This is a genomic window from Ottowia sp. (assembly GCF_047975795.1).
In the GTDB taxonomy this organism is placed as follows: domain Bacteria; phylum Pseudomonadota; class Gammaproteobacteria; order Burkholderiales; family Burkholderiaceae_C; genus Ottowia.
In genome coordinates this window covers 68653-90866 of the sequence record NZ_JBKEEE010000080.1, presented here as the reverse complement: position 1 = coordinate 90866, position 22214 = coordinate 68653, and the positions used below count along the sequence as shown (strand labels likewise).

18 protein-coding genes and 1 CRISPR repeat array are annotated in these 22214 nt (G+C 60.6%); of the genes, 8 read left to right on the top strand and 10 right to left on the bottom strand.

Translation table 11 applies throughout. The annotated features are described in order from the left end of the window. The first annotated feature begins 186 nt into the window (after nt 1-186). The 3 genes from pssA to ACK5NW_RS11935 all read left to right on the top strand — a co-directional run bounded on the left by pssA (nt 187) and on the right by ACK5NW_RS11935 (nt 4221). Nucleotides 187-1077 (top strand): CDP-diacylglycerol--serine O-phosphatidyltransferase, encoded by an 891-nt coding sequence (gene pssA / locus ACK5NW_RS11945; protein ID WP_416928304.1) that lies wholly within the window; start codon nt 187-189, stop codon nt 1075-1077. A 238-nt stretch (nt 1078-1315) separates the two neighbouring features. Beyond that, complete coding sequence (locus ACK5NW_RS11940) at nt 1316-2857, top strand: 2-isopropylmalate synthase (protein ID WP_416928302.1); 1542 nt, start codon at nt 1316-1318, stop codon at nt 2855-2857. A 128-nt stretch (nt 2858-2985) separates the two neighbouring features. Further along, entirely contained in the window at nt 2986-4221 is a 1236-nt protein-coding gene (locus ACK5NW_RS11935) for a serine hydrolase (RefSeq protein ID WP_416928300.1), read from the top strand. A gap of 251 nt (nt 4222-4472) precedes the next feature. Here the strand turns inward: ACK5NW_RS11935 and ACK5NW_RS11930 are convergent, their stop codons facing one another. From ACK5NW_RS11930 to ACK5NW_RS11915, 4 genes are read right to left on the bottom strand one after another with little or no spacing between them, the layout of a single operon-like run. Then, nucleotides 4473-5258, bottom strand: a complete 786-nt coding sequence (locus tag ACK5NW_RS11930; protein ID WP_416928298.1) for an IclR family transcriptional regulator — start codon at nt 5256-5258, stop codon at nt 4473-4475. Nucleotides 5259-5283: 25 nt separating this feature from the next. Continuing rightward, nucleotides 5284-6027 carry an arginyltransferase gene (locus ACK5NW_RS11925; protein WP_416928296.1) on the bottom strand — a complete coding sequence of 248 codons (744 nt, stop codon included), beginning with the start codon at nt 6025-6027 and terminating at the stop codon, nt 5284-5286. Next, nucleotides 6024-6788: a leucyl/phenylalanyl-tRNA--protein transferase gene (gene aat, locus ACK5NW_RS11920; protein ID WP_416928294.1), complete on the bottom strand. Its 765-nt coding sequence runs from the start codon at nt 6786-6788 to the stop codon at nt 6024-6026. Before aat ends, ACK5NW_RS11925 begins: the two co-directional genes overlap by 4 nt. Before the next feature lie 24 nt (nt 6789-6812). After that, nucleotides 6813-7385, bottom strand: coding sequence for an NUDIX hydrolase (locus tag ACK5NW_RS11915; RefSeq protein WP_416928292.1), 573 nt, complete (start codon nt 7383-7385; stop codon nt 6813-6815). Nucleotides 7386-7598: 213 nt separating this feature from the next. On the opposite strand from ACK5NW_RS11915, the gene ACK5NW_RS11910 reads away from it, so the two are divergent. The 5 genes from ACK5NW_RS11910 to groL all read left to right on the top strand — a co-directional run bounded on the left by ACK5NW_RS11910 (nt 7599) and on the right by groL (nt 12576). After that, nucleotides 7599-8300, top strand: coding sequence for an OmpA family protein (locus ACK5NW_RS11910; protein WP_416928290.1), 702 nt, complete (start codon nt 7599-7601; stop codon nt 8298-8300). A 104-nt stretch (nt 8301-8404) separates the two neighbouring features. Beyond that, nucleotides 8405-9049, top strand: a complete 645-nt coding sequence (maiA, locus tag ACK5NW_RS11905; protein WP_416928288.1) for a maleylacetoacetate isomerase — start codon at nt 8405-8407, stop codon at nt 9047-9049. Then, nucleotides 9049-9888, top strand: coding sequence for a peptidoglycan editing factor PgeF (pgeF, locus tag ACK5NW_RS11900; RefSeq protein ID WP_416928286.1), 840 nt, complete (start codon nt 9049-9051; stop codon nt 9886-9888). The genes maiA and pgeF overlap by 1 nt, the downstream gene beginning before the upstream one ends. Before the next feature lie 649 nt (nt 9889-10537). After that, nucleotides 10538-10828 carry a co-chaperone GroES gene (locus ACK5NW_RS11895; protein ID WP_416928284.1) on the top strand — a complete coding sequence of 97 codons (291 nt, stop codon included), beginning with the start codon at nt 10538-10540 and terminating at the stop codon, nt 10826-10828. Between the two features lie 101 nt (nt 10829-10929). Continuing rightward, nucleotides 10930-12576 carry a chaperonin GroEL gene (gene groL, locus ACK5NW_RS11890; protein WP_416928282.1) on the top strand — a complete coding sequence of 549 codons (1647 nt, stop codon included), beginning with the start codon at nt 10930-10932 and terminating at the stop codon, nt 12574-12576. Nucleotides 12577-12733: 157 nt separating this feature from the next. Here the strand turns inward: groL and phbB are convergent, their stop codons facing one another. The 6 genes from phbB to cas9 form a co-directional block, all read right to left on the bottom strand. Continuing rightward, a complete protein-coding gene (gene phbB / locus ACK5NW_RS11885; protein ID WP_416928280.1) occupies nt 12734-13471 on the bottom strand; it encodes an acetoacetyl-CoA reductase in 738 nt (245 codons plus the stop codon). An 88-nt stretch (nt 13472-13559) separates the two neighbouring features. Further along, a complete protein-coding gene (locus tag ACK5NW_RS11880) occupies nt 13560-14738 on the bottom strand; it encodes an acetyl-CoA C-acetyltransferase (protein ID WP_416928278.1) in 1179 nt (392 codons plus the stop codon). A gap of 72 nt (nt 14739-14810) precedes the next feature. Further along, nucleotides 14811-16526 (bottom strand): class I poly(R)-hydroxyalkanoic acid synthase, encoded by a 1716-nt coding sequence (gene phaC, locus ACK5NW_RS11875; RefSeq protein WP_416928406.1) that lies wholly within the window; start codon nt 16524-16526, stop codon nt 14811-14813. 294 nt (nt 16527-16820) lie between these two features. Beyond that, a CRISPR array of direct repeats spans nt 16821-17393; the repeat unit is 37 nt; unit sequence GTTGTAGCTCCCTCTCTCACCCCGGATAGCTACACTC. 63 nt (nt 17394-17456) lie between these two features. Continuing rightward, nucleotides 17457-17789, bottom strand: a complete 333-nt coding sequence (cas2, locus tag ACK5NW_RS11870; protein WP_416928276.1) for a CRISPR-associated endonuclease Cas2 — start codon at nt 17787-17789, stop codon at nt 17457-17459. Nucleotides 17790-17802: 13 nt separating this feature from the next. Further along, the gene (gene cas1 / locus ACK5NW_RS11865; RefSeq protein ID WP_416928274.1) at nt 17803-18711 is read right to left on the bottom strand and encodes a type II CRISPR-associated endonuclease Cas1; all 909 of its coding nucleotides are present in this window, start codon (nt 18709-18711) and stop codon (nt 17803-17805) included. Next, nucleotides 18698-22099 carry a type II CRISPR RNA-guided endonuclease Cas9 gene (gene cas9, locus ACK5NW_RS11860; protein ID WP_416928272.1) on the bottom strand — a complete coding sequence of 1134 codons (3402 nt, stop codon included), beginning with the start codon at nt 22097-22099 and terminating at the stop codon, nt 18698-18700. The genes cas1 and cas9 overlap by 14 nt, the downstream gene beginning before the upstream one ends. Between the last annotated feature and the right edge of the window lie 115 nt (nt 22100-22214).

The window sequence follows — 22214 nt, the reverse complement described above, 5'->3', positions numbered from 1 at the left end:
ACTGCTACGCTGTGCCCAGTCTGCCGGGGCCACCCATTGCGGTGGCCCCGTTTTTTTGCTGCCCGGGCAGCGCTGGGCGTACACTGGGACATGCGAGTTGGCAAATACTGCTTTTGCAATCGATAAGCTACTTAAATGATAGCTTTGGCGTTTGATGAACAGGCGCTAAAGGCTTCTTTAACACTGATGAATCTTCAAACTCCGCCCCCATCTGAAGGCCGCGTCGGCCCGCCTGAGGCGCGCGTGGCGCGTGCGCGCCGCAAGGGCATCTATGTGCTGCCCAACCTGTTCACGCTGGCGGCGCTGTTTGGCGGCTTTTACGCCGTGGTCATGGCCATCAATGGCCGCTTTGCCGAAGCCACCACCGGCATCTTCGCCGCCATGGTGCTCGACAGCCTGGATGGCCGCGTGGCCCGCATTACCGGCACCCAGAGCGCGTTTGGCGAGCAAATGGATTCGCTCTCGGACATGGTCAGCTTTGGCGCGGCCCCGGCGCTGGTGGCCTACCAGTGGGCCTTGCAGCCGCTGGGTCGGGCGGGCTGGTTTGCGGCCTTTATCTATTGTGCCTGTGCGGCGTTGCGGTTGGCGCGTTTTAACGTCAACACGGCGGTGGTGGACAAGCGCTACTTCCAGGGCCTGCCTTCGCCTGCGGCGGCGGCGTTGGTGGCGGGCTTTATCTGGTTGACCAGCGCCATGGTGGATGCTCACCGCGAGGTGCCGCTGTTTCGCGAGTTCATGACCGCACTGGGCGGCGCGCGCGTGGCACGGGGTGATTTTTCGTGGCTGATGTTTGGCGTGACCCTGTTCGCCGGGCTGACCATGGTCACCAATATTCCGTACTACAGCTTCAAGGATTTTGGTGGCCGCCGCAGTGTGCCCTTTGCCGTGCTGGTGGCGGTGGCCTTGTTGCTGGCCGTGGTCAGTATTGAACCGGCGACGCTGCTGTTTCTGATTTTTGTCATCTACGCGCTGTCTGGCTACGTGATCTATGGCGTGCGCAAGGCGCGCGGCCAGCACGTGAGCATGGTCAGCACCTCCACCGACGAGCCTGATGAACGTGGTCTACACCATGACTGAGGCAACGCCTGCGCGACAGCGCTGGCCAAGGGCTGCGCACAAGGCGGCAAAGTCTGTGCTACATTCGCACACCATGAACAAGTCGCTGGCTCTACTACTGAACACGCCGAACGGGCGGGATCGGTAGCGCACGCAACTTTTCCTCATAAAGGCCCGTTTGCACCCGCAGCGGGCCTTTTGTTTTGTTCGATCCTTTTTCCCTGCGGATGCCCCCACGACTTACCTTGGAGTACCTGACATGACCGACCAGCTCATCATCTTCGACACCACCTTGCGCGACGGCGAACAATCGCCCGGCGCTTCGATGACCAAGGACGAAAAGCTGCGCATTGCGCGTCAGTTGGAGCGCCTGAAGGTGGACGTGATTGAGGCGGGCTTTGCCGCCAGCTCCAACGGCGACTTTGAGTGCGTGCAGGCGATTGCCAATGTCATCAAGGATTCCACGGTGTGTTCGCTGGCGCGCGCCAACGATCGCGATATCGGGCGCGCGGCCGAGGCGCTCAAGGGTGCGGCGCGGGCGCGCATTCACACCTTCATCGCCACCAGCGCGCTGCACATGGAGAAAAAACTGCGCATGACACCCGATGAGGTGTTCGAGCAATCAAAGCTGGCCGTGCGCTTTGCGCGCAACCAGATGGACGACATCGAGTTCAGCGCCGAAGATGGCTACCGCAGCGATATCGACTTTCTGGCCCGCGTGTGCGAGGCCGTGATCAAAGAGGGTGCGCGCACCATCAACATCCCCGACACCGTGGGTTATGCCATTCCCGATTTGTACGGCCAGTTCATCAAGACGCTGCGCGAGAAGGTGCCCAACAGCGACCAGGCCATCTGGTCGGTGCATTGCCACAACGACTTAGGCATGGCCGTGGCCAACAGTCTGGCGGGCGTGAAGCTCGGTGGTGCGCGGCAAATCGAATGCACCATCAACGGCCTGGGCGAGCGCGCGGGCAATTGTTCGCTGGAAGAGGTGGTGATGGCGGTAAAGACGCGCCGTGATTACTTTGGGCTGAACGTGGGCGTGGACGCCTCGCAGATCGTGGCCGCCAGCAAGATGGTCAGCCACACCACGGGTTTTGTGGTGCAGCCCAACAAGGCCGTGGTGGGGGCCAACGCGTTTGCGCACGCCAGCGGTATTCACCAGGATGGCGTGCTGAAGGCGCGCGACACCTACGAGATCATGCGCGCTGAAGACGTGGGCTGGAGCGCCAACAAGATCGTGCTGGGCAAGCTCAGTGGGCGTAATGCGTTCAAGCAGCGCCTGCAGGAACTGGGGGTGGTGCTGGAGTCTGAAGGTGAGATCATGGCTGCGTTTGCCAAGTTCAAAGAGCTGGCTGACCGCAAGAGTGAAATTTTTGACGAAGACATTCTGGCGTTGGTCACCGATGAAAGCGTGACGGCTGAGAAGGAGCAGTACGGCTTTATTTCGCTGAACCAGCGCAGCGAAACGGGTGAGCGCCCGCAGGCGGAAATGGTGTTCACCATCGACGGTGCCGAGTTCAAGGGCCAGGCTGAGGGTAATGGCCCGGTGGATGCCTCGCTGAAAGCGATTGAGTTGCACGTCAAAAGCGGCGCAGAACTTTTGTTGTATTCGGTGAATGCCATTACCAGCGGCTCGACCGAAAGCCAGGGCGAGGTCACGGTGCGCCTGCAAAATGGCGGCCGGGTGGTCAATGGCGTGGGGGCCGACCCCGACATCGTGGTCGCCTCAGCCAAGGCTTATCTGAGTGCTCTCAACAAGTTACACAGCAAAGCTGAGCGCGTGGCGGCTCAAGGCTAGGCTTAACGCCGTAAGTTCTGAAAGTAAATCATGAACTAATTGCAAGTTACTGATATTGCATGTGTTTTTGTGTTTGGATACACTCTCGCTTCAATCTGTGGTTTTTTGATGTGGCGAGGTGGTCTCTGATGACAAACAGGGCAATCGGCAAACGGGTAATTTTCTGGATGCGTGGCGTCGGTGTACTGGTCGCCAGCATCCTGATGGCGTTGACGCCACTGTCGCAGGCCAGCGCTGCTTCGGCCAAGAAAAATACCGCCAAAGTGGCTAAAACCACCAAGGCGTCGTCGAAGACAGCCAAACGCCCGGTCAGTAAAAACGCATCCACACCGAAGGCTCGCGCGAAAAAGACGGTATCTACCCAAAAGGCCACCCGATCCGCAGGCCGCAAAACCAAATCGACAACCACGGCCAAAAGCAAAGGCCGCACCAAAACCACGCTGGCAGCCAAGCGCAGCAGTCCGCGCGGAGCCAGCCTGGCGTCGCGCAAAACCCGCCTGAGTTTGAGTGCCCGCAACGCCACCACCGAGGCTGAGCGTCTGCCGCGTTTGTCTTTGGGGCAAATGGCCGGTTTGCACGAAACGGCTGATCCGCTGGATTTGAAGTCGAGCGTGGCCCTGGTGATGGATCAGGACACCAATGAAGTGCTGTTCAGCAAGAACGATCATGCGGTGCTGCCCATTGCCTCCATCACCAAGCTGATGACTGGGCTGATCGTGTCCGACGCCCGCCTGCCGTTGGATGAATCCATTGCCATCACCGCAGAAGATGTGGACACCGAAAAAGGCAGCCGCTCGCGCTTGACGGTGGGCACCACGCTGACCCGGGGTGAATTGATGCATCTGGCGCTGATGTCCAGCGAAAATCGCGCTGCCCATGCGTTGGGCCGCACCTATCCAGGCGGGATGAACCGTTTTGTCAGCCTGATGAACGCGCGCGCCATCATGCTGGGCATGAAGGACACGCGCTATGTGGAACCCACGGGCCTGTCCAGCGCCAACCGCTCCAGTGCCAGCGACTTGGCCACGCTGGTGGCGGCTGCTTCCAAAGACGCGCTGCTGCGCCAATTGACAACTTCCACCGGTTATGAAGTGGCCGTAGGTGACCGTGTCGTGCAGTACAACAACACCAACCGCCTGGTGCACAACCCCGAGTGGCAAATTGGTCTGCAAAAAACCGGCTACATCTCTGAGGCAGGCCGTTGCCTGGTCATGCAAGCCAATGTAGCGGGCCGCAAACTGATCATGGTGTTTCTGGATTCGTCCGGCAAATACAGCCGCTTGGCCGACGCCGAGCGCGTGCGCCGCTGGGTGGAGCTGCAACACCCAGCCAATACGGTGGTGAGCAGCCATTATTCAGGCTGATTTGCTTCTATATTGATAGCTTATAAGGTTTACTACGCAAGCGTTACAGCCTGTTTTTATTGACGGGTGTTGCGCAAGTAACAAGGGCTGCTGGGTGCGGCCCTTGTTGTTGGTGTGTAAGAGCGTGTTCAACATCTCTGCGCGGGTGTGTGGGCGCGGCCTCGGGCGGTTTGCGCCTTGCAGCCCATCCCGATCCGCATCCCACACCCCTCACGCTGAGACGTTGAACACGCTCTAACGGGTGCCGGTGGTTAACGCCCGGTCTGCTGATGGCCCAGCGCCAGCGAAATCTGTTGCGCCGTGTGTTGCAGTTTGGGCAGCCAGTCATCGTCCAGCCGGTCAGCCGGGGCTGAGATGGACAGGCCCGCCACCAGCCGCCCCTGGTCGTCGTGAATACCTGCGGCCATGCAGCGCACGCCCAATTCCAACTCTTCATTGTCGTGCGCTACGCCCGCGTGGCGGGCGCGTACCAGCTCGCGCTCTAGTGCGGGCAACTGGGTGATGCTGTTGCGCGTGTGCCCGGCCAGGCCCGTGCGGGTGGCGTAGGCGCGCACGCGCTGTGCGTCTTCGGCGGCCAAAAACAGCTTGCCGGTGGACGTCAAATGTAGCGGCGCACGCCCGCCAATGGCGCGTACCACCTGCATGCCCGAGCGTTCGCTGTAGGCGCGCTCGATATAGACGATTTCGTCGCCCTGGCGCACGCTCAGGTTCACCGGTTGCTGGATCAGCTTGTGCAGATCGCGCATCGGCTCCAGTGCCGCATCGCGCACGTTCAGGCGTGCCTTCACCGCGTTGCCCAGCTCCAGCAGGCGCATGCCCAGGCGGTAGGTACCGGCCTCGGGGCGGTCTATGAAGCGGCCGACGGCCAGATCGTTCAAGATGCGGTGGGTGGTCGATGGGTGCAGACCGGTTTGCTGGCTGATGTCTTTCAGCGACATGGGGTCTTCGTGCGCGGCCAGCACGTCGATCAACGCGAACATGCGTTCAATGACCTGAATGGTCGGAGTGGTGTGGGCGTTGGGTGGGGATTTACGCATCGGATTCGGTGATTTTTGGGGCGTGTCAGACGGTATCGCAGGGCTGCCATTGACCGTCTGTCAACCGCTCGGCCGGGCGAAAGCGTGCCTTATACGCCATCTTGGCGCTGCCTTCGATCCAGTAGCCCAGGTACACGTAAGGCAGCCCCATTGAGGCGGCCTGCTCGATCTGCCACAGCACGCCATAGGTGCCGTAGCTGGCGCGGGGATCGGGGTCGTAAAAGGTGTAGACCGCCGAGAGGCCGTCATTCAGCACGTCGACGATGGCGACCATGCGCAACGGGCTGAGGCCGCCGCTCGGGCATGGCTCACGAAACTCGATCAGGCGCGAGTTGACGTGGCTTTGCAGCAGAAACTGCGCGTATTGATCGGCACTGTCCTGATCCATGCCGCCGCCGCTGTGGCGACCTGTTTGGTAACGCAAGTAGAGCTGGTAATGTTCAGGCAGGTAGCACAGTTTGAGCACGCGCACCTGCAAGTTGGCATGCTGCGCGCGGGCGCGTCGCTGGCTGCGTGATGGCTTGAAGGTTTGCGCGCAAATGCGCATTGGCATGCAGGCATGGCAGCCGTCGCAATACGGCCGGTAGGTGAACATGCCGCTGCGCCGAAAGCCCGCTTGCACCAAGCTGGAGTAGGTGTCACTGTTGATCAGGTGGCTGGGTGTGGCCACTTGCGAGCGCGCTTGCCGCTCCGGCAGGTAGCTGCACGGATAGGGCGCGGTGGCATAAAACTGAAGCGCCTGAAGCGGGAGATCCTTGAGGTGCGTCACGGTGGGTGGGTGCTCGTGGGCAGGATTGCATTCCAGTATACGGGGTCGAATTTCCAGACTGGTGCGGGCAGGGCGGTGAGGGCTTGCACGTGTTGGGCGAAGTCGTCGCGGGGCATCTCTTGCGCGCCCATGAAAGCCAGGTGTTCGGTGTTTTGCTGGCAATCGATCAGCGGCAGCCCGTGCATGCGGCAAAAGGCCACCAGTGCGGCCAGCGCTATTTTTGAACCGTCTGAGACCTGGGTGAACATCGATTCGCCAAACACCGCCTGCCCGATGGACACCAGGTACAGCCCCGCCACCAGTTGGCCGTCCACCCAGGTTTCGACGCTGTGCGCATGGCCTGCGGCATGCAACTGGATATAGGCCGCCTGCATTTCGGGGCCGATCCAGGTGCCATTCTGGCCGGGGCGCTGCATGGCGGCGCAGGCGGCGATGACTTGATCAAACGCTGTGTTGAAGTGTATTTGGCAGCGTGCGTCGGCACGAAAGCGCTGGATGGTCTTGCGCAGTGACCTGTGCAGGCGCAGCCGGTCAGGGTGCAGCACCATGCGTGGGTTGGTGCTCCACCACAAGATGGGTTCATCCGCGTTGAACCAAGGGAACACCGTGTGGCGGTACGCGGCCAGCAAAGTCGGCGCATCCAGCGCGCCGCCTATGGCCAGCAAGCCTGGAGCCGGGGAGTTGTCGGGCCACGTTTGGTCCAGCGGCGGAAACGGCTCACCAGGCACCAGCACCGCAAGTTCAGGCAGCCGCACGCTCATGGTTTTGGGATGCGCCGCGTCGCTTCAGCCAATGCGCAGGTCGTGCAGCCCGAAGCTGCCCCGGCGGCGGTCATCAAAGAAGCGGCGCAGCGTTTCGCGCACGGTGGGAAAGGCGATCTCGTCCCACGGAATGCCCGCTTCGTCAAACAGGCATGCCTCCAGGCTTTCAGTGCCGGGGTTGAAGCGGTCGTGCCGCAGGCGGGCCAGATAAAACACGTGCACCTGGCCCACGCGCGGCACGCTCAGGGTGCTGAACAAGGGGCCAATATCGACCTCGGCACCCGCTTCTTCAGCAGTTTCACGCGCGGCACCTTCGTCCATGGCTTCGTCCATTTCCATGAAACCGGCCGGCAAAGTCCACTTGCCGTAGCGTGGCTCAATGGCGCGTTTGCACAGCAGCACCTGATCGCCCAGATAAGGCACGGTGCCCACCACCAGCAGCGGGTTGATGTAATGAATGGTGCCGCAGGCCGGGCAAACGGCACGTTCGCGGGTGTCGCCGTCGTCAGGTATGCGCGAGTGCACGGCGGTGCCGCATTGGCGGCAGTGTTTGATGGCGCGGTGATGCATGTGACTGGCAGTGTAGTGCCAAGACATGGGCGTCAAGAGATGAAGCTTCATGCGAGAGCCGGTTTGGATAGGCAGGCGCTTGTGCATTAACGTCTTGTTGCTATCTGCTGGGCCAAGACATTGAAGACCAGCACTTACAACCTTGCGCGCTGTTGACCCACTGAATTACAGTGCGTCTTGCAGGGGGTTTGGCTTGTCAAATTCCCATCCTGAGTGTGTTCGGAAGAAAGGGAAAGTGCTATGAAATCGTTTATTGCTACCCCACACCATCTGGCGATCGCCAGTGCCACCGCAGCGGCTTTGCTGATCAGCGGCTGCGCCAATATGACCGAAACGCAACGCAACACCGCCATTGGCGCAGGTGTGGGGGCCGTGGCTGGTGGCCTGATTGGCGATGGCAAAGGTGCTGCCATTGGCGCGGGCGTAGGCGCTTTGGGCGGCTACGGTTGGTCGAAATACATGGAGAACAAACGCCAGCAGATGCAGCAGGCCACAGCGGGCACGGGCGTACAGGTGTCGCAGACCGCCGACAACAGACTGAAGTTGAACATCCCCAGCGACGTGTCGTTCGATACCGGCAGCGCCGCCATCCGATCCAATCTGCAGCCCGTGCTGGACCAGTTTGCGCAGGGGCTGGATCAACAGCCGAACATGGAAATCACCATCATTGGCCACACTGATTCCACCGGTACCGATGCCATCAACAACCCGTTGTCGGTGCAGCGCGCCAACAGCGTGCGTGACTATCTGTCGGCGCGGGGTGTGGCGGCCAGCCGCGTTCAGACCGCAGGCCGTGGCTCGTACGAACCCATTGCCGACAACGGCACCGCAGCAGGCCGCGCCGCCAACCGGCGGGTAGAAATCTTCCTGGCTGAACGCGTAGCCCAGGCGGGCGCGCCAGGCAATACCCCGGTGGGAACGCCTGTGGGCACGCCGCGCTGAACGACCGAAGCGCTGGCTTCGTCATTCAAAAGGCCGCTGCGAGCGGCCTTTTCTTTACCCATGCATTTGCATCACCAGCCTTGCACTCGGTATGCTTGGTTGGCATGAAGCTTTACAACTACTTTCGCTCATCAGCCTCTTTTCGCGTGCGCATTGCGTTGCAGCTCAAAGGGCTGACGTATGGCTACGTGCCGGTGCATCTGGTCAAGGGCGAGCAAAAGCAGGCTGAATTTGCGGCCATTACTGCCGAGCAACTGGTGCCGGTGCTGGAATTGGATGATGGGCAGCGGCTGACGCAATCGATGGCCATCATTGAATATTTGGACGAAGCCTATCCGCAGCCTGTGCTGCTGCCGGGCGACGCGCTGGGCCGGGCGCGGGTGCGTGCGCTGGCGCAAATCGTGGCGTGTGAGGTGCATCCGCTGAACAATCTGCGGGTGCTGAAATATCTGGTGCGTGATTTGAAAGTGACCGATGACGCCAAGAACGGCTGGTACCGCCACTGGGTGCGGCTGGGCTTGCAGGCGTATGAAGCGCAACTGGCCCAGCACCCGCAAGAGGGCGCATTCAGCCACGGCGATGCGCCGACGTTGGCCGATTGCTGCCTGGTGCCACAAATCTTCAACGCCCAGCGCTTTGACTGTGACCTGGGGGGCTTGCCACGCACCATGGCGGTGTTCGATGCCTGCATGGCGCTGCCCGCTTTTCAGCAGGCGCAGCCTTCGGCTTGCCCGGACGCCCAGGTGTGATGTCTTTGCACATCCCGGCGCTGCAACCCGACTGGCCTGCACCGCCCCGTGTGCGGGCCATGTTCACGCTGCGGGGGGGCGGTGTGCAAGACGGCGCTTCAACCGCACCACGCCAGTTTTTCAATCTGGGTGACCATGTGGGCGATGCGCCTGCTGCGGTGGCAGCGAACCGGCAGCGGCTGATGCGGGCAATGGCACAGAAAGGCGGCGCGCGGCCCGTGTTCATGCAGCAGGTGCACGGTGTGCAGGTGGCGCAGTTGGTTTTAGATACCGCCGACGGCGTGCAGGCCGACGCGGCGGTGTGTGCTCAGCCCGGCGTGGCCTGCACGGTGATGGTGGCCGACTGTTTGCCGGTGCTTTTCACCAACGCGACGGGCAGCGTGGTGGCGGCAGCGCATGCGGGTTGGCGCGGACTGGCAGCGGGGGTGCTGGAGCAGACCTTGGAGCGTTTTAGGGCGCTAGCGTATGCTCAGCAGGCGCAGGGCGCTATCAAAAATGAATTCAATGAAGACGAGGTTCATGAAGTGATGGCCTGGCTTGGCCCCTGCATCGGCCCCAGCGCGTTTGAGGTGGGTGCTGAAGTGCGTGATGCTTTTGTTGCGCAGGACGCGAGCGCGGTGACATGCTTTCAGCCGTTGGGCGCGGGTCAATACCTGGCCGATCTGCCCGCCCTGGCGCGCCGCCGCCTGGCTGTGCAGGGCGTCACGCGCGTGTTTGGCAACGACGGCAGCGCGCGCTGGTGCACCGTGGCGCAGCCAGCGCATTTTTTTTCGTACCGGCGCGATCAGGCTGCGTTAGGCGGCAGCGGCCGCATGGCAGCGTGCATCTGGCTGACGTGACGGTCAAGCCGCATTGGACGATGACGGGGAATCAACACGCCGAGCCAATTGCGTCAAGTGACTTCATTCACCCATCCCCAATCGTCGCCGCCTGCTTCAGCACCAGTTCCACCGGAGCGTCGGCCTAAACCGGCGAATATTTGCATTTCCACAGCAGCCGCTTCACCATCATCCTATTGATTCCTACACCATCCTGACCCACTGTTGCCATCCAGTCTGCCCTGAACCACCCCGGATTTCGTGGAAACTGGTTGGCGTAAGTCAGGCTAGGATAGTCTGCTGACTTCGGCTTTCGGCCTCGGCCGACGGAATGTAGTCAATTGGTTCTAGCGGGCCATAATGGTTGAACCACGAACGACCGAGATCAGCCTTCAACGAATGCATACAACCGAAGCTATCCTTGAGTCACTGACCCCCGGCACCAACAGAAGTCCAACTTCAGTGACGTAAAAACCCAAGTCCAGTTGCGGAATGTCATTTAACCCCTTGCTCTTGAAGTGGCTGTATTTGCCCTTATGATTAGCACTCGTTGAGGTTGAGTGCTAACAAAACGCACTGTCACCCCATCGCATTGCAGCCAGGTGGCGGGTTTGTTCAAAGCCCCTCAATCAGGCACAACCCTTTTCATATCTTGTACTTAGGAGAACTCATGAAGCTGCGTCCTCTCGCCGATCGCGTGATCGTCAAGCGCCTGGAGAGCGAAACCCAAACCGCCTCGGGCATCGTCATTCCCGACAATGCAGCCGAAAAGCCCGATCAGGGCGAAGTGCTGGCCGTCGGCCCGGGCAAGAAAAACGACAAAGGTGAATTGCAGGCCATGAACGTCAAGGTGGGTGACCGCGTGCTGTTCAGCAAATACGGCCACCAGGCCGTCAAGGTCAGCGGCGATGAGCTGCTGGTGATGAAAGAAGAAGACCTGTTTGCTGTGGTCGAGAAGTAAGCTCTTCCGCAACCTTCAAAAACTCTTAATTTAATAGCTTCTCACGCATGTTGCCCTTGCGTTAGAGCCATTTTTTATTCATATTTTCAGGAGCCACACAAATGGCAGCAAAAGACGTAGTTTTCGGCGCGGATGCCCGTGCACGTATGGTGGAAGGCGTGAACATTCTGGCCAACGCGGTCAAGACCACACTAGGCCCGAAAGGCCGCAACGTGGTGCTGGAGCGCAGCTTTGGCGCGCCCACGGTGACCAAAGACGGCGTGTCGGTCGCCAAAGAGATCGAGTTGAAAGATAAGCTCCAGAACATGGGCGCACAAATGGTCAAGGAAGTCGCTTCCAAAACCAGCGACAACGCCGGTGACGGCACCACTACCGCCACCGTGCTGGCCCAGGCCATCGTGCGCGAGGGCATGAAGTATGTGGCCGCCGGCATGAACCCGATGGATCTCAAGCGCGGCATCGACAAGGCCGTGGCAGCGCTGGTCGAGCAACTGAAAAAGGCCAGCAAAGCCACTACCACCAGCAAAGAAATTGCCCAGGTTGGCTCCATCTCTGCCAACAGCGATGAGTCCATCGGCAAGATCATTGCCGACGCCATGGACAAGGTGGGCAAAGAGGGCGTAATCACCGTCGAAGACGGCAAGAGCCTGGACAACGAACTGGACGTGGTCGAAGGCATGCAGTTCGACCGCGGCTACCTCAGCCCCTACTTCATCAACAACCCCGAGAAGCAGGCCGCGATTCTTGAGAACCCTTACGTGCTGCTGTTCGACAAGAAGATTGGCAACATCCGCGAGCTGCTGCCCACACTGGAAGCCGTGCAAAAAGGCGGCCGCCCGCTGCTGATCATTGCCGAAGAAGTCGAAGGCGAAGCGCTGGCCACGCTGGTTGTGAACACCATCCGCGGCATCCTGAAAGTGGTGGCCGTCAAGGCACCGGGCTTTGGCGACCGCCGCAAGGCCATGCTGGAAGACATCGCCATCCTGACGGGCGGCAAGGTCATCGCTGAAGAAGTGGGCCTGTCCCTGGAGAAAGTGACGCTGGCCGACCTGGGCCAGGCCAAGACCATCGAAGTGGGCAAGGAAAACACCACCATCATCGACGGTGCGGGCAAAGCCGACGACATCGAGGCGCGCGTCAAGCAAATCCGCGTGCAAATCGAAGAAGCCACCAGCGACTACGACCGCGAAAAGCTGCAAGAGCGTGTGGCCAAGCTGGCCGGCGGTGTGGCCGTCATCAAAGTGGGTGCCGCCACCGAAGTCGAGATGAAGGAAAAGAAAGCCCGCGTGGAAGATGCCCTGCACGCCACCCGCGCTGCGGTGGAAGAAGGCATTGTGGCCGGTGGTGGCGTGGCCCTGCTGCGCGCCAAGCAAGCCGCTGGTGCCATCAAGGGCAGCAACGCCGATCAGGAAGCCGGTGTCAAGCTGGTGCTCAAGGCTATCGAAGCGCCTCTGCGCGAGATTGTCTACAACGCCGGTGACGAAGCCAGCGTGGTCGTCAACAAAGTGCTGGAAGGCAAAGGCAACTTTGGCTTCAACGCCGCCAACGGCGAGTACGGCGACATGATCGAGATGGGCATTCTGGATCCGACGAAGGTGACCCGTACCGCGCTGCAAAACGCCGCTTCTGTGGCGGGCCTGATGCTGACCACCGAAGCCATGATTGCCGAGGCCCCGAAAGAAGACGCCCCGGCCGCAGGCGGCATGCCTGACATGGGTGGTATGGGTGGTATGGGCGGCATGATGTAAAGCCTCCTTGTGGGCTGCACAGCGCCTACCTGAAAAGCCGCTGCTTGATGCAGCGGCTTTTTTCATGACCGTCACGGCGGGCGCATGAAACTCGGTCAAAACTCATGAAAAAACCCCGCCGCAGCGGGGTGTGGTGGTCACACTGAATTAAGCCCAATCAGCCCATGTGCAGCCCACCGTTGCAACTGAAGTCAGCACCGGTGGTAAAGCCCGAATCTTCGCCGGACAACCAAGCAACGATAGAGCCAATTTCTTCGGGCGTGCCCAGGCGCTTAACGGGGATGGTGGCGACAATCTTCTCCAGCACGTCAGGGCGAATGGCTTTGACCATGTCGGTGCCGATGTAGCCGGGGCTGACCGTGTTGACCGTGACGCCCTTGCCTGCCAACTCTTGCGCCAGCGCCATGGTAAAGCCGTGCATACCCGCCTTGGCAGCCGAATAATTGGTCTGGCCCGCCTGGCCTTTTTCACCGTTGACCGAGCTGATCTGCACCACACGGCCCCAGCCGCGCTCCACCATGTCGGGGATGACCTGCTTGGTCACGTTGAACATGCTGGTCAGATTGGTGTCGATCACGGCGTCCCAGTCTTCGCGCGTCATTTTCAAAAACATGCGATCCCGCGTGATACCCGCGTTGTTGACCAGCACGTCGATTGGGCCGTGCTCGGCCTTGGCCTTGGCAAAAGCGTCGGCGGTGGATTGCCAGTCGCTCACGTTACCCACGCTGGCGTAGAAGGTGTAGCCAGCGGCCTTTTGCTCCCCCAGCCACTTTTGGAAGTCGCGCGTGGGGCCACAACCGGCAATGACCTTGAAGCCTTCTTTGTGCAGGCGCTGGCAGATGGCCGTACCAATACCGCCCATGCCGCCGGTGACGTACGCTACTTTTTGACTCATTTGAGTTTGCTCCTCTTGAAAATACTGCGAAATTAATAGCTGCTTGTGCAGGTCTGAACTGCGCCAAACCCGTTTTTTACTCTAAACCTCAACGCTCCAGCGCTAGGGCAACCCCCATGCCGCCGCCAATGCACAGGCCCGCCAGCCCTTTCTTGGCACCGCTGCGTTGCATCTCGTGCAGCAGCGTGACCAGGATGCGGCAGCCCGAGGCCCCGATGGGATGGCCGATGGCAATGGCACCACCGTTGACGTTGACCTTGGCCGGGTCGGCGTCCAGCAGCTTGTTGACGGCACAAGCCTGGGCGGCAAAGGCCTCGTTCAGCTCAAACAAATCGACATCGCCCATCTTCCAGCCCGCGCGTTGCAGCGCCTTTTGCGTGGCACCCACCGGCCCCAGGCCCATGGTGGCCGGGTCCAGCCCCACGGTGGCGTAGCTGGCAATGCGCGCCAGCGGCGTCAGGCCCAGGGCGGCGGCTTTTTTGGCCGACATCACCACCACGGCAGCGGCACCATCATTGATGCCGCTGGCGTTGCCTGCCGTCACCGTGCCCGCCTTGTCAAAAGCGGGGCGCAGACCAGCCAGCGCCTCGGCACTGGTCTTGGTGTTGATGTATTCATCGGTGGCAAACACCACGGGATCGCCCTTGCGTTGCGGGATACTGACGGGCACGATTTCGTCTTTGAACTTGCCTGCCGCCTGCGCTGCTGCTGCACGCTGCTGGCTGGCGAGGGCCAGCGCGTCCTGCATCTCACGCGTGATGCCTTCTTGCTTGGCCACGTTTTCAGCCGTGATGCCCATGTGGTACTGGTTGTACACGTCCCACAGGCCATCGACGATCATCGAATCGACCATCTTCCAGTCGCCCATGCGCTGACCGTCGCGGCTGCCTTGCAGCACGTGCGGACTGGCGCTCATGTTTTCCTGACCACCGGCGACCACGATGTCGCTGTCGCCCGTGGCCACCGCCTGGTGCGCCAGCATCACAGCTTTGAGGCCCGAGCCGCACACCACGTTGATGGTCATGCCCGGCACGGCCTTGGGCAAACCGGCTTTCAGCAGTGCCTGGCGCGCCGGGTTTTGCCCCGCACCAGCAGCCAGTACCTGGCCCATGACGACCTCGCCCACCTGGTCGCCAGCGACCTTGGCGCGCTCCAGTGCGGCCTTGATGGCAATGCTGCCCAGCTCTGGCGCAGCCACTTTGGCCAGCGACCCGCCAAACTTGCCCACACCCGTGCGTGCGGCTGAAACGATCACGATATCTTCCACTTGATTGCTCTCCTATTTATAGCTATTTGCGCTTTATTTACAAGCGTCAACAGCCGTTTTGAATCATAAAATTTAAGCCTTGGCTTTCACGTAACGGCCCGGTGCCGCCTCAATCGCTTTGTACTTGGGCGCTCGTCCATACGCCTTAGGGGCGGGCACCTGTTTGCCAGCGTGGCCCTTGAGCCAATCAGCCCAGTCGGGCCACCAACTTCCGGGTGTTTCTTTGGCACCGGTGATCCAGTCGTGCGCATTGGGTGGAAACTTGCCGTCGTCGCGCACCCAGTGGCTGCGCTTTTTGGCGGCGGGCGGGTTGATCACACCCGCAATGTGGCCCGACGCCCCCATCACAAAGCGCTTTTTGCCTGGCAGGTGCTGGGTGGTGGCGTAAGCGCCTTCGATCGGCACGATGTGGTCTTCGCGCGAGCCGTAGATGTAAAACGGCATATCGAGTCGGCGCAAGTCAATCTTCTGGCCACACACCTTGGCCTTGCCGGGTTTGACCAGGTTGTTTTCAAGATAGGTGTTGCGCAGATACCAGGCGTAATACGGGCCGGGCAGGTTGGTGGAATCGCTGTTCCAGTACAGCAGATCGAATGGCGGCGGGGTTTCACCCTTGAGGTAGTTGCCCACCACGTAGTTCCACACCAGATCATTGGGCCGCAAAAAGCTGAAAGTGCTGGCCAAGTCTTGCCCGCGCATCATGCCGCCTGCGCCCATTTGCATCTCGCGGTAGCGCACGAAGTTTTCGTCGATGAACACGTCCAGAATGCCGGTATCAGAAAAGTCCACCAGCGTGGTCAGCAGCGTGACGGCCGAAACGGGCTTTTGGCCGCGCGCGGCCAGCACCGCCAGGCCCGTGGTCAGCATGGTGCCGCCCACGCAAAATCCCAGGGCGTTGATGTGTTTGGCACCCGTGAGGTCTTGCACCGTCTCGATGGCCTTGATGATGGCGTGCTCGATGTAGTCGTCCCAGGTTTTTTGCTCCATGCGCTGGTCGGGGTTGCGCCAACTCACCACAAAAGTGTGATGGCCTTGGCTGACGGCGTAGCGGATGACCGAGTTTTCGGGCTGCAAATCGAGGATGTAGAACTTGTTGATGCACGGTGGCACCAGCAAAAACGGCTTTTCATACACCTTGGCGGTGAGCGGCTTGTATTCGATGAGCTGGAAGAATTCGTTTTCGAACACCACCTGCCCTTCGGTGGTGGCGACGTTGCGGCCCACCTCGAACAAGCTTTCGTCGGTCATCGACATGTGGCCTTGTTTGGCGTCGTGCAGCATGTTGGCCAGCCCCTTGGCCAGGCTTTCGCCCTGGGTGTCGATGGCTTTTTGCTGCGCATCGGCGTTGAAGGCCAAAAAGTTGCTGGGCGCAGCCGCCGCAGCCCATTGCTCAACCGCAAAGCGCAGGCGGTTTTTGGATTTGGCGTCGCCCTCGGCGGCTTCTGCCAGGCGCATCATGGTGCGGGCGTTGAGCAAATACACCGCCGCCGTGAACGAGGCCAGCGGATTGTGCAGCCAGGCCGTGCCGCTGAAGCGCCGGTCTTTGATGGCCGGGTTGGTTTGCAGGCTCTGATTCCACAACTCGGTGGCCTGCTGCACGTAGTCTTGTTGCAGCGCCAGCATTTTCTCGGGTGAAAAACTCAGTTGCGGCATGCCCAGCTTGGGCATGTTCAGCGCGGCACTTTCGGTGTTCAGGCCACCCAGATCCATGTGTTGAAACTGCCGGAAGGCGCTCATCCATGAGTCGGCCAACTGCTCGGGGCTGAGTGCGGACGCTGCACCCGGCATGGCCTTGATCAGTTCTTGCCACATGGCAGAAGCCTGTTGGGGGATCATGTTTGTCTCCTGATTCATCACATCTTGCGGGCGTTGCATGGCCTTGTCCGCCCTAGTATCCACTGTATGCCCTTCAAGGCATCACAGGCCCCAATATACGCGCAGTTTGTGACCGCACTAGGTCGTGCCCCCAATTTTTATGCGTCACCCTGGTGTGGTATTGGGCGCAGCCAACCGTGCGAGCTGACCTTGCCCCTGGAAAACGAATCCCTTGCCGAATGTTTCAATACAGGCAAGGAGAGATGGAATGTAGCTCCCTCTCTCACCCCGGATAGCTACACTCACCATTTCGGCGTATGCCTTGACCACAGTTGTTGTAGCTCCCTCTCTCACCCCGGATAGCTACACTCGCGCATTTGCGACGGTACGCTGTGCACTGCGTTGTAGCTCCCTCTCTCACCCCGGATAGCTACACTCTTACCCGTAGAGACTTGTTGACCGTCCCAGGTTGTAGCTCCCTCTCTCACCCCGGATAGCTACACTCTTCTTTTTCTACATTCAGTACAACAGACATGTTGTAGCTCCCTCTCTCACCCCGGATAGCTACACTCTCGGCAGGCCACTTATCCACCTCGTCGGCTGTTGTAGCTCCCTCTCTCACCCCGGATAGCTACACTCAAAACCACTGCCGACCTGATCGCCATGATCGTTGTAGCTCCCTCTCTCACCCCGGATAGCTACACTCGCACCGGCTGCAATGGCCGCGCCGCAATGCGTTGTAGCTCCCTCTCTCACCCCGGATAGCTACACTCCACGTGCGCCAACTGGTCAGCACTCCGTCGGTTGTAGCTCCCTCTCTCACCCCGGATAGCTACACTCAGGCCCTCTGGAAACCCGCGCTCCGCAAGGCGGAGCGCGGGTTTTCTTTTCTCAGAAGGCGCTTCAGAACAGAGCGATCTGGGTGGCGTTGACCTTTTTTTCCTGAAACAGCGGCAGTCCGACCAGCAGTTTCATGCTGGCAAACTGCTTTTCGGTCACCGTGAGCATGCGTATCGACCCTTCGGGCGGCAGGTTGGTCAGCAGTCGTTTCATGTGCTTTTGCTCGGCGTCGGTACCGTTGAGGATGCGGCCATAGACCGAAAACTGGATCATGTCGTAGCCATCGTTCAGCAAAAATCGCCGAAATACGGTGTAGGCACGCCGCTCGGCCTTGGTGACCACCGGCAGGTCGAAGAACACCAGCATCCGCATGAAGCGCCTCGTGTCCTGGCTCATGGTGCCGGTGCGGCTACATCTCGAACACGTGCTGGCGCAGGGCGATGAGGCTGGGCAACTCCAGCGCCTGTTCGTTGCTGCCGTCGTATACGCGGGCCAGCGCCTCGGTCGCCTGTTCGATGGAAGCCAGCACGCTCATCTGGCCGCGCGGCATGGCCACGTCGATGTTCAGCAGGCCGACCAGCGCGACCTTGTCAGCCGGGAGCAGCTCGCCCTGATCGTCAGACGTGCGGTGTTGGGCGACGTGCAGGTCCACGATGGGGCGGTAGGGCTCGATCAGGTCGTCGGCCAGATTGAAGGCGTTCTGCTCGCTGCTGTGAAACAGCCCCAGACTGGGCAGCAGCCCATGCGCCACCAGCGCCCGGGCGCAGGCACCGCGTAGCACGGCGTAACCGTAGTCGAGTGCGGCGTTGGTCCAGCTGGTCTGACTGCGGTGAAAGCTGCGGCCAAACACCTGCGGAAAGTAGAACGCACTGGCCTGTGCCTCCATGTTGCCGGTGTCGCCCGAGCGCACCCGGCGCGCGTAAGAGGCCAGCCGGTCGGCACCTTGCGCAGCCAGCAGCTCCATGCAGCGTGCCTGGTTCTGAATCTTGGCCTGCACGATGCGCGCCCAGGCGCGCTTGGTGGTGGGCTTGTCCAGATCCAGCTGCAGGCGCTGCATGCGTGTGGCGCGGCTGTGCTGCAGAAACGGGATGAACACGCCGTTGGGCTGGTGGTTGTCGCCGGTGCTGTACAGACCAATGCCGTATTCGGCGCAGGCCGACAGCACCGGGTGGGTGAGCGTGATCTCGCGGTGATTCAGCACGATGACGGCGATGTCCTCGAACGGCACGTGGGCGCTTTGCTCCTGCTCGACCAGCAGGGAAAAGTGATCGCGCCGGAGCCTGGCCGGTTGGTTGATCACCACGCTACGCCAGACCACGGCGTGGCTCCGGTGGTGCAGGGTAGACGTGGCCTAGGACATCGACGTTGAACTTTTCTAGGGACAAGGCGGTTTTGACACCGATGCCACGAATCAGTCCTTTCATCCCTATTGAAACTGATCGGTCATGCGACCAGATGTTGATTGCGGCAGTTGAGCGATCTGTTCCAGAGTAATAGCCATGCAGCGTTTCTTTTTTTAAGGCGACACGAACCAGGTCGTTCGGATAAACCGAGAATAGAAAAGCGAACGAATCGTCAATCAGCGTCCATTCGTTTTCGTCTTTGAAAGCCACGATGGCCCGATTCGGCAACCCAGTCACCCGATGGTGCACATACACCGGCACTAGGTGAAACTTGCCCGCCTTGGTGAACACGTCGACACGCAGCATGGTGTCGTTCTTGGCGATGCCACCGCGAATGGGGATGCCGCTCATCTTGTCGCGTTCCAGCCGGACACTGCGCACGATGGGGCCGCTGGGCTGGCCGTCCTTGCTCGGCTTGCGAAGCGGGTGGGCTGGGCCGAAGGCCTTGTCGGCCTTGCCGCCGTGGGCTTCCAGCCGTTCACGAATGGCGGCGTAGAGCTTGGCGTTGCGGTGCGGGTCGACCAGGCGATCGAGGTCCTTGAGCGTCAAACTGGTCAGTGCCGTTTTTTCGACCACGCCGCCCTGGGCTTGCAGTCGCTCAGGTTGGGCATAGATGGTGTCCTTGTGCACAGCACCGCCGTTGCGGCGCTGCGGGGCACGTGACACGAACACGGTGCGCAGCGCGTCGAGATCAGCGTCGGAATACGTACCCAGGCGACGCATGTCGTCCTTGAGCGCCTCCAGATCGTCGGTGAACAGGCGCGCCTGCAATTCATGCCTGAAGTGCGGCCACGGCTCCGGGAAGTGTCGGCGTCCGCGATCAAAGGCATCGGAGTTCAGGATTTCGCCAGTTTCGGGATCCGGGAACCCCTCATGCAGAAACTCCAACTCCTTCTTGCGCGCGTAATCGGCGAGCGCCTTGACCATGCCGTGGGTGCATGCGGCCACGACCGCAGCGTCCAACGCGTGGTGGCGGTCGCTCTCCGAGCGCACTTTGGTCAAACCCCAGCGCGCGCGCAAAAAAGCGGTGAGTTGGCCGTTCACAACCACGCAACGCCGGTTGGTGTCGCCGTCCTCGCGCGGGGTCAATTGCAGGTTCTGCTCGACGTAGTTCTTGAAGAACTTGCAGATGTAGCGCGTGTCGTTGAGGTTGCGGTCGATGAAGCCGCGCGATTCTTCCTGCCCGTAGTGCTTGCGCAGCAGCCGGTTGCGCTTGGCGGCGCGGTAGGCCTTGTTCTGGTGTACCCAGGCCGAGAAATTGCGCCAGCGCTCACCCTCTTCGCCACCGGGGAAGCTGGTGAGGTACTCGAACGGTGTACGGTTGCCCTTGTTCTGGTTCTCGCGGGTCAGCACCAGCACCTTGTTGTTCTTGCTGTCGTCGTAGCTGCGCGAGTAGGGCAGGGCGTGATCGATCTGCGCGTAGTTCGGGTCGTCCAGCACGCGCTGGATGTCCAGCCCTTGCTGGCTGTAGGCGCACTGGCCCAGTTGCTCGCGGTAGAGCATCCATTTCTCGAACACGGCGCCCTTGGGTTTGTAGCCAAAGTCTTTTTCAAAGTCCGCGCGCGCTTTGTCGTTGCGGTCTCGGTATTCGTCCTGCGCTTTCTTGACCTTGTCGCGCTCGTCGAATGGGCGAGAAAGGTCACGCGCCATCTCGATGTGGACCGCCGTGGGGCTACCGTATTCGCGGATCAGCGCATTGACGACCTTGCGCGCCTGGTTGAGCGCACGCAGCACGACAGGGTTGCGCGGAACGTCGATACCTTCGCGAAACTGCATGGAGCCGACGTGGTCGTTCTTGCACTGATATTTGCGTTCGTTTTCGTAGAACGGCGGCAGGAAAGGGCGTTTGGGTGCATCACGGCTGACCCGTTGGCTGTGGTGGCCGTATTCCGGAATGCTGGCCACTGCCTCGTCATAGCGTTGGCCTCGCTCCATCAAGGGGACGATCTTGCGCAGCGCTTTCAATGACAGGTTCGAGAATTTGTCGAAGCTGAGTTTTTCAAGAATCGGAATACAAATTTCTGGTTCAGGCAACGGCAAGCGGTGCAGTTGTTCTTCAACCTCGGCGCCATCTTTGTAGACGCTGAGAACCCAGCCGATCTGGTCCAGCAGGGCAGGATCGCCGTCCAGTGCCGGCGTGCTGATGCGCTGCCACAGCGTGGTTTGCTCGGCTTTCTTGAACGCCTGCCGCATCTCGTGCCAGGCGGGGAGCTTGACCAGGATTTGATCTTCCGGGTTCTTGGCCTTGCCCTCGTCCAGTTGGGTCTGGCTGGGATAGGCCATGCCGCCGAAGCGGATGTCATCAGCCCAAAGCCCAGCCTTGATGAGCGCGGTTTTGAGCGATTTGTATTTGAAGGTTTCGGTCTGGTAGGGCAGGGACAGTGCGATGGCGCGCTCGGCTTCGGTCAAGGCGCGCAAGCGGCCGTCTTCGACCACCCGAAGGTTGTTGAGCCGGGTCAGCCAGACGTGGCGCTCGGCGCTGAAACTGGCTTTGGGCGCGCGGAATTCGGTTTTTTCAAACTGGCATTTGCCCAGCATTTTGAGCAGATCAGCGCCTGACAAAGCGGGTTTTTGCTGCCAGAACAAGCCACTGCGGCGGTTGCCTGTTCCGAGAATCTGCGCTTCAAAGGAGGCGCTGGCGTGCGGGTTGCCAAGGCGGCGTTGCGTGTCGAACAGCAGCGTCAGTTCCTGCGCCAGCAATACGCGCGACAGCGCTTTGTCGTATTGCCTCTGCTTGTTGCGCTGCGCATTGGGGAACTCGGCCAGCACCATTTCGGCGGCGCTGCGGTAGCCTTTTGCTTCCATCAGCGCTGCGGTGCTCTTGAGCCCCTGCTTGACGCGGCCACCCTCGGCGTCGCTGTCGGCCTTGGCTTCTTCAGCTTTGCTGACCCAGTGAAAACCGCGGTGTTTGCACAGATGGTAAATCACCCGCGCCCATTCCAGAGGCGTCAGCAGACGGTCCAGGCCTTCGCGGCGCAGCGCCCACGCGCTGACCAGCTCCAGGCGCTTGCCTGAAGGATCATTGAGGTCTGGATGCGTGAACGTCGGGCTGCGGGCAAACAGTTTGGCGTCATCGATCAGGCCTTCACGCTTGAGCAGGCGGGCCAGTTGAGTTAGTCGCCACGCACGCCGGTATAGGCGGCGGCGCAGCAGGCGCGCCTGACGCCGCGCCAGATTGAGCGGATCACCTTCCTTGGCGGTCTCTGCTTTGTCAAAACATCGCACACCAAGGTCGACGATGCGCGTGTCGTCCAGCACTGCCCAGCCGACTGAGGCGATGCCGATATCAAGTCCAAACACCATTTGAGTCATCATTGTCCCTGCTATACTGGCTCTCGATTGTGGTTATCCGGGGTGAGAGCCGTTGCTGCAATAAGGAGGGATCGAAAGATCCCATTCCGTACCCAAAGCTCAGTCG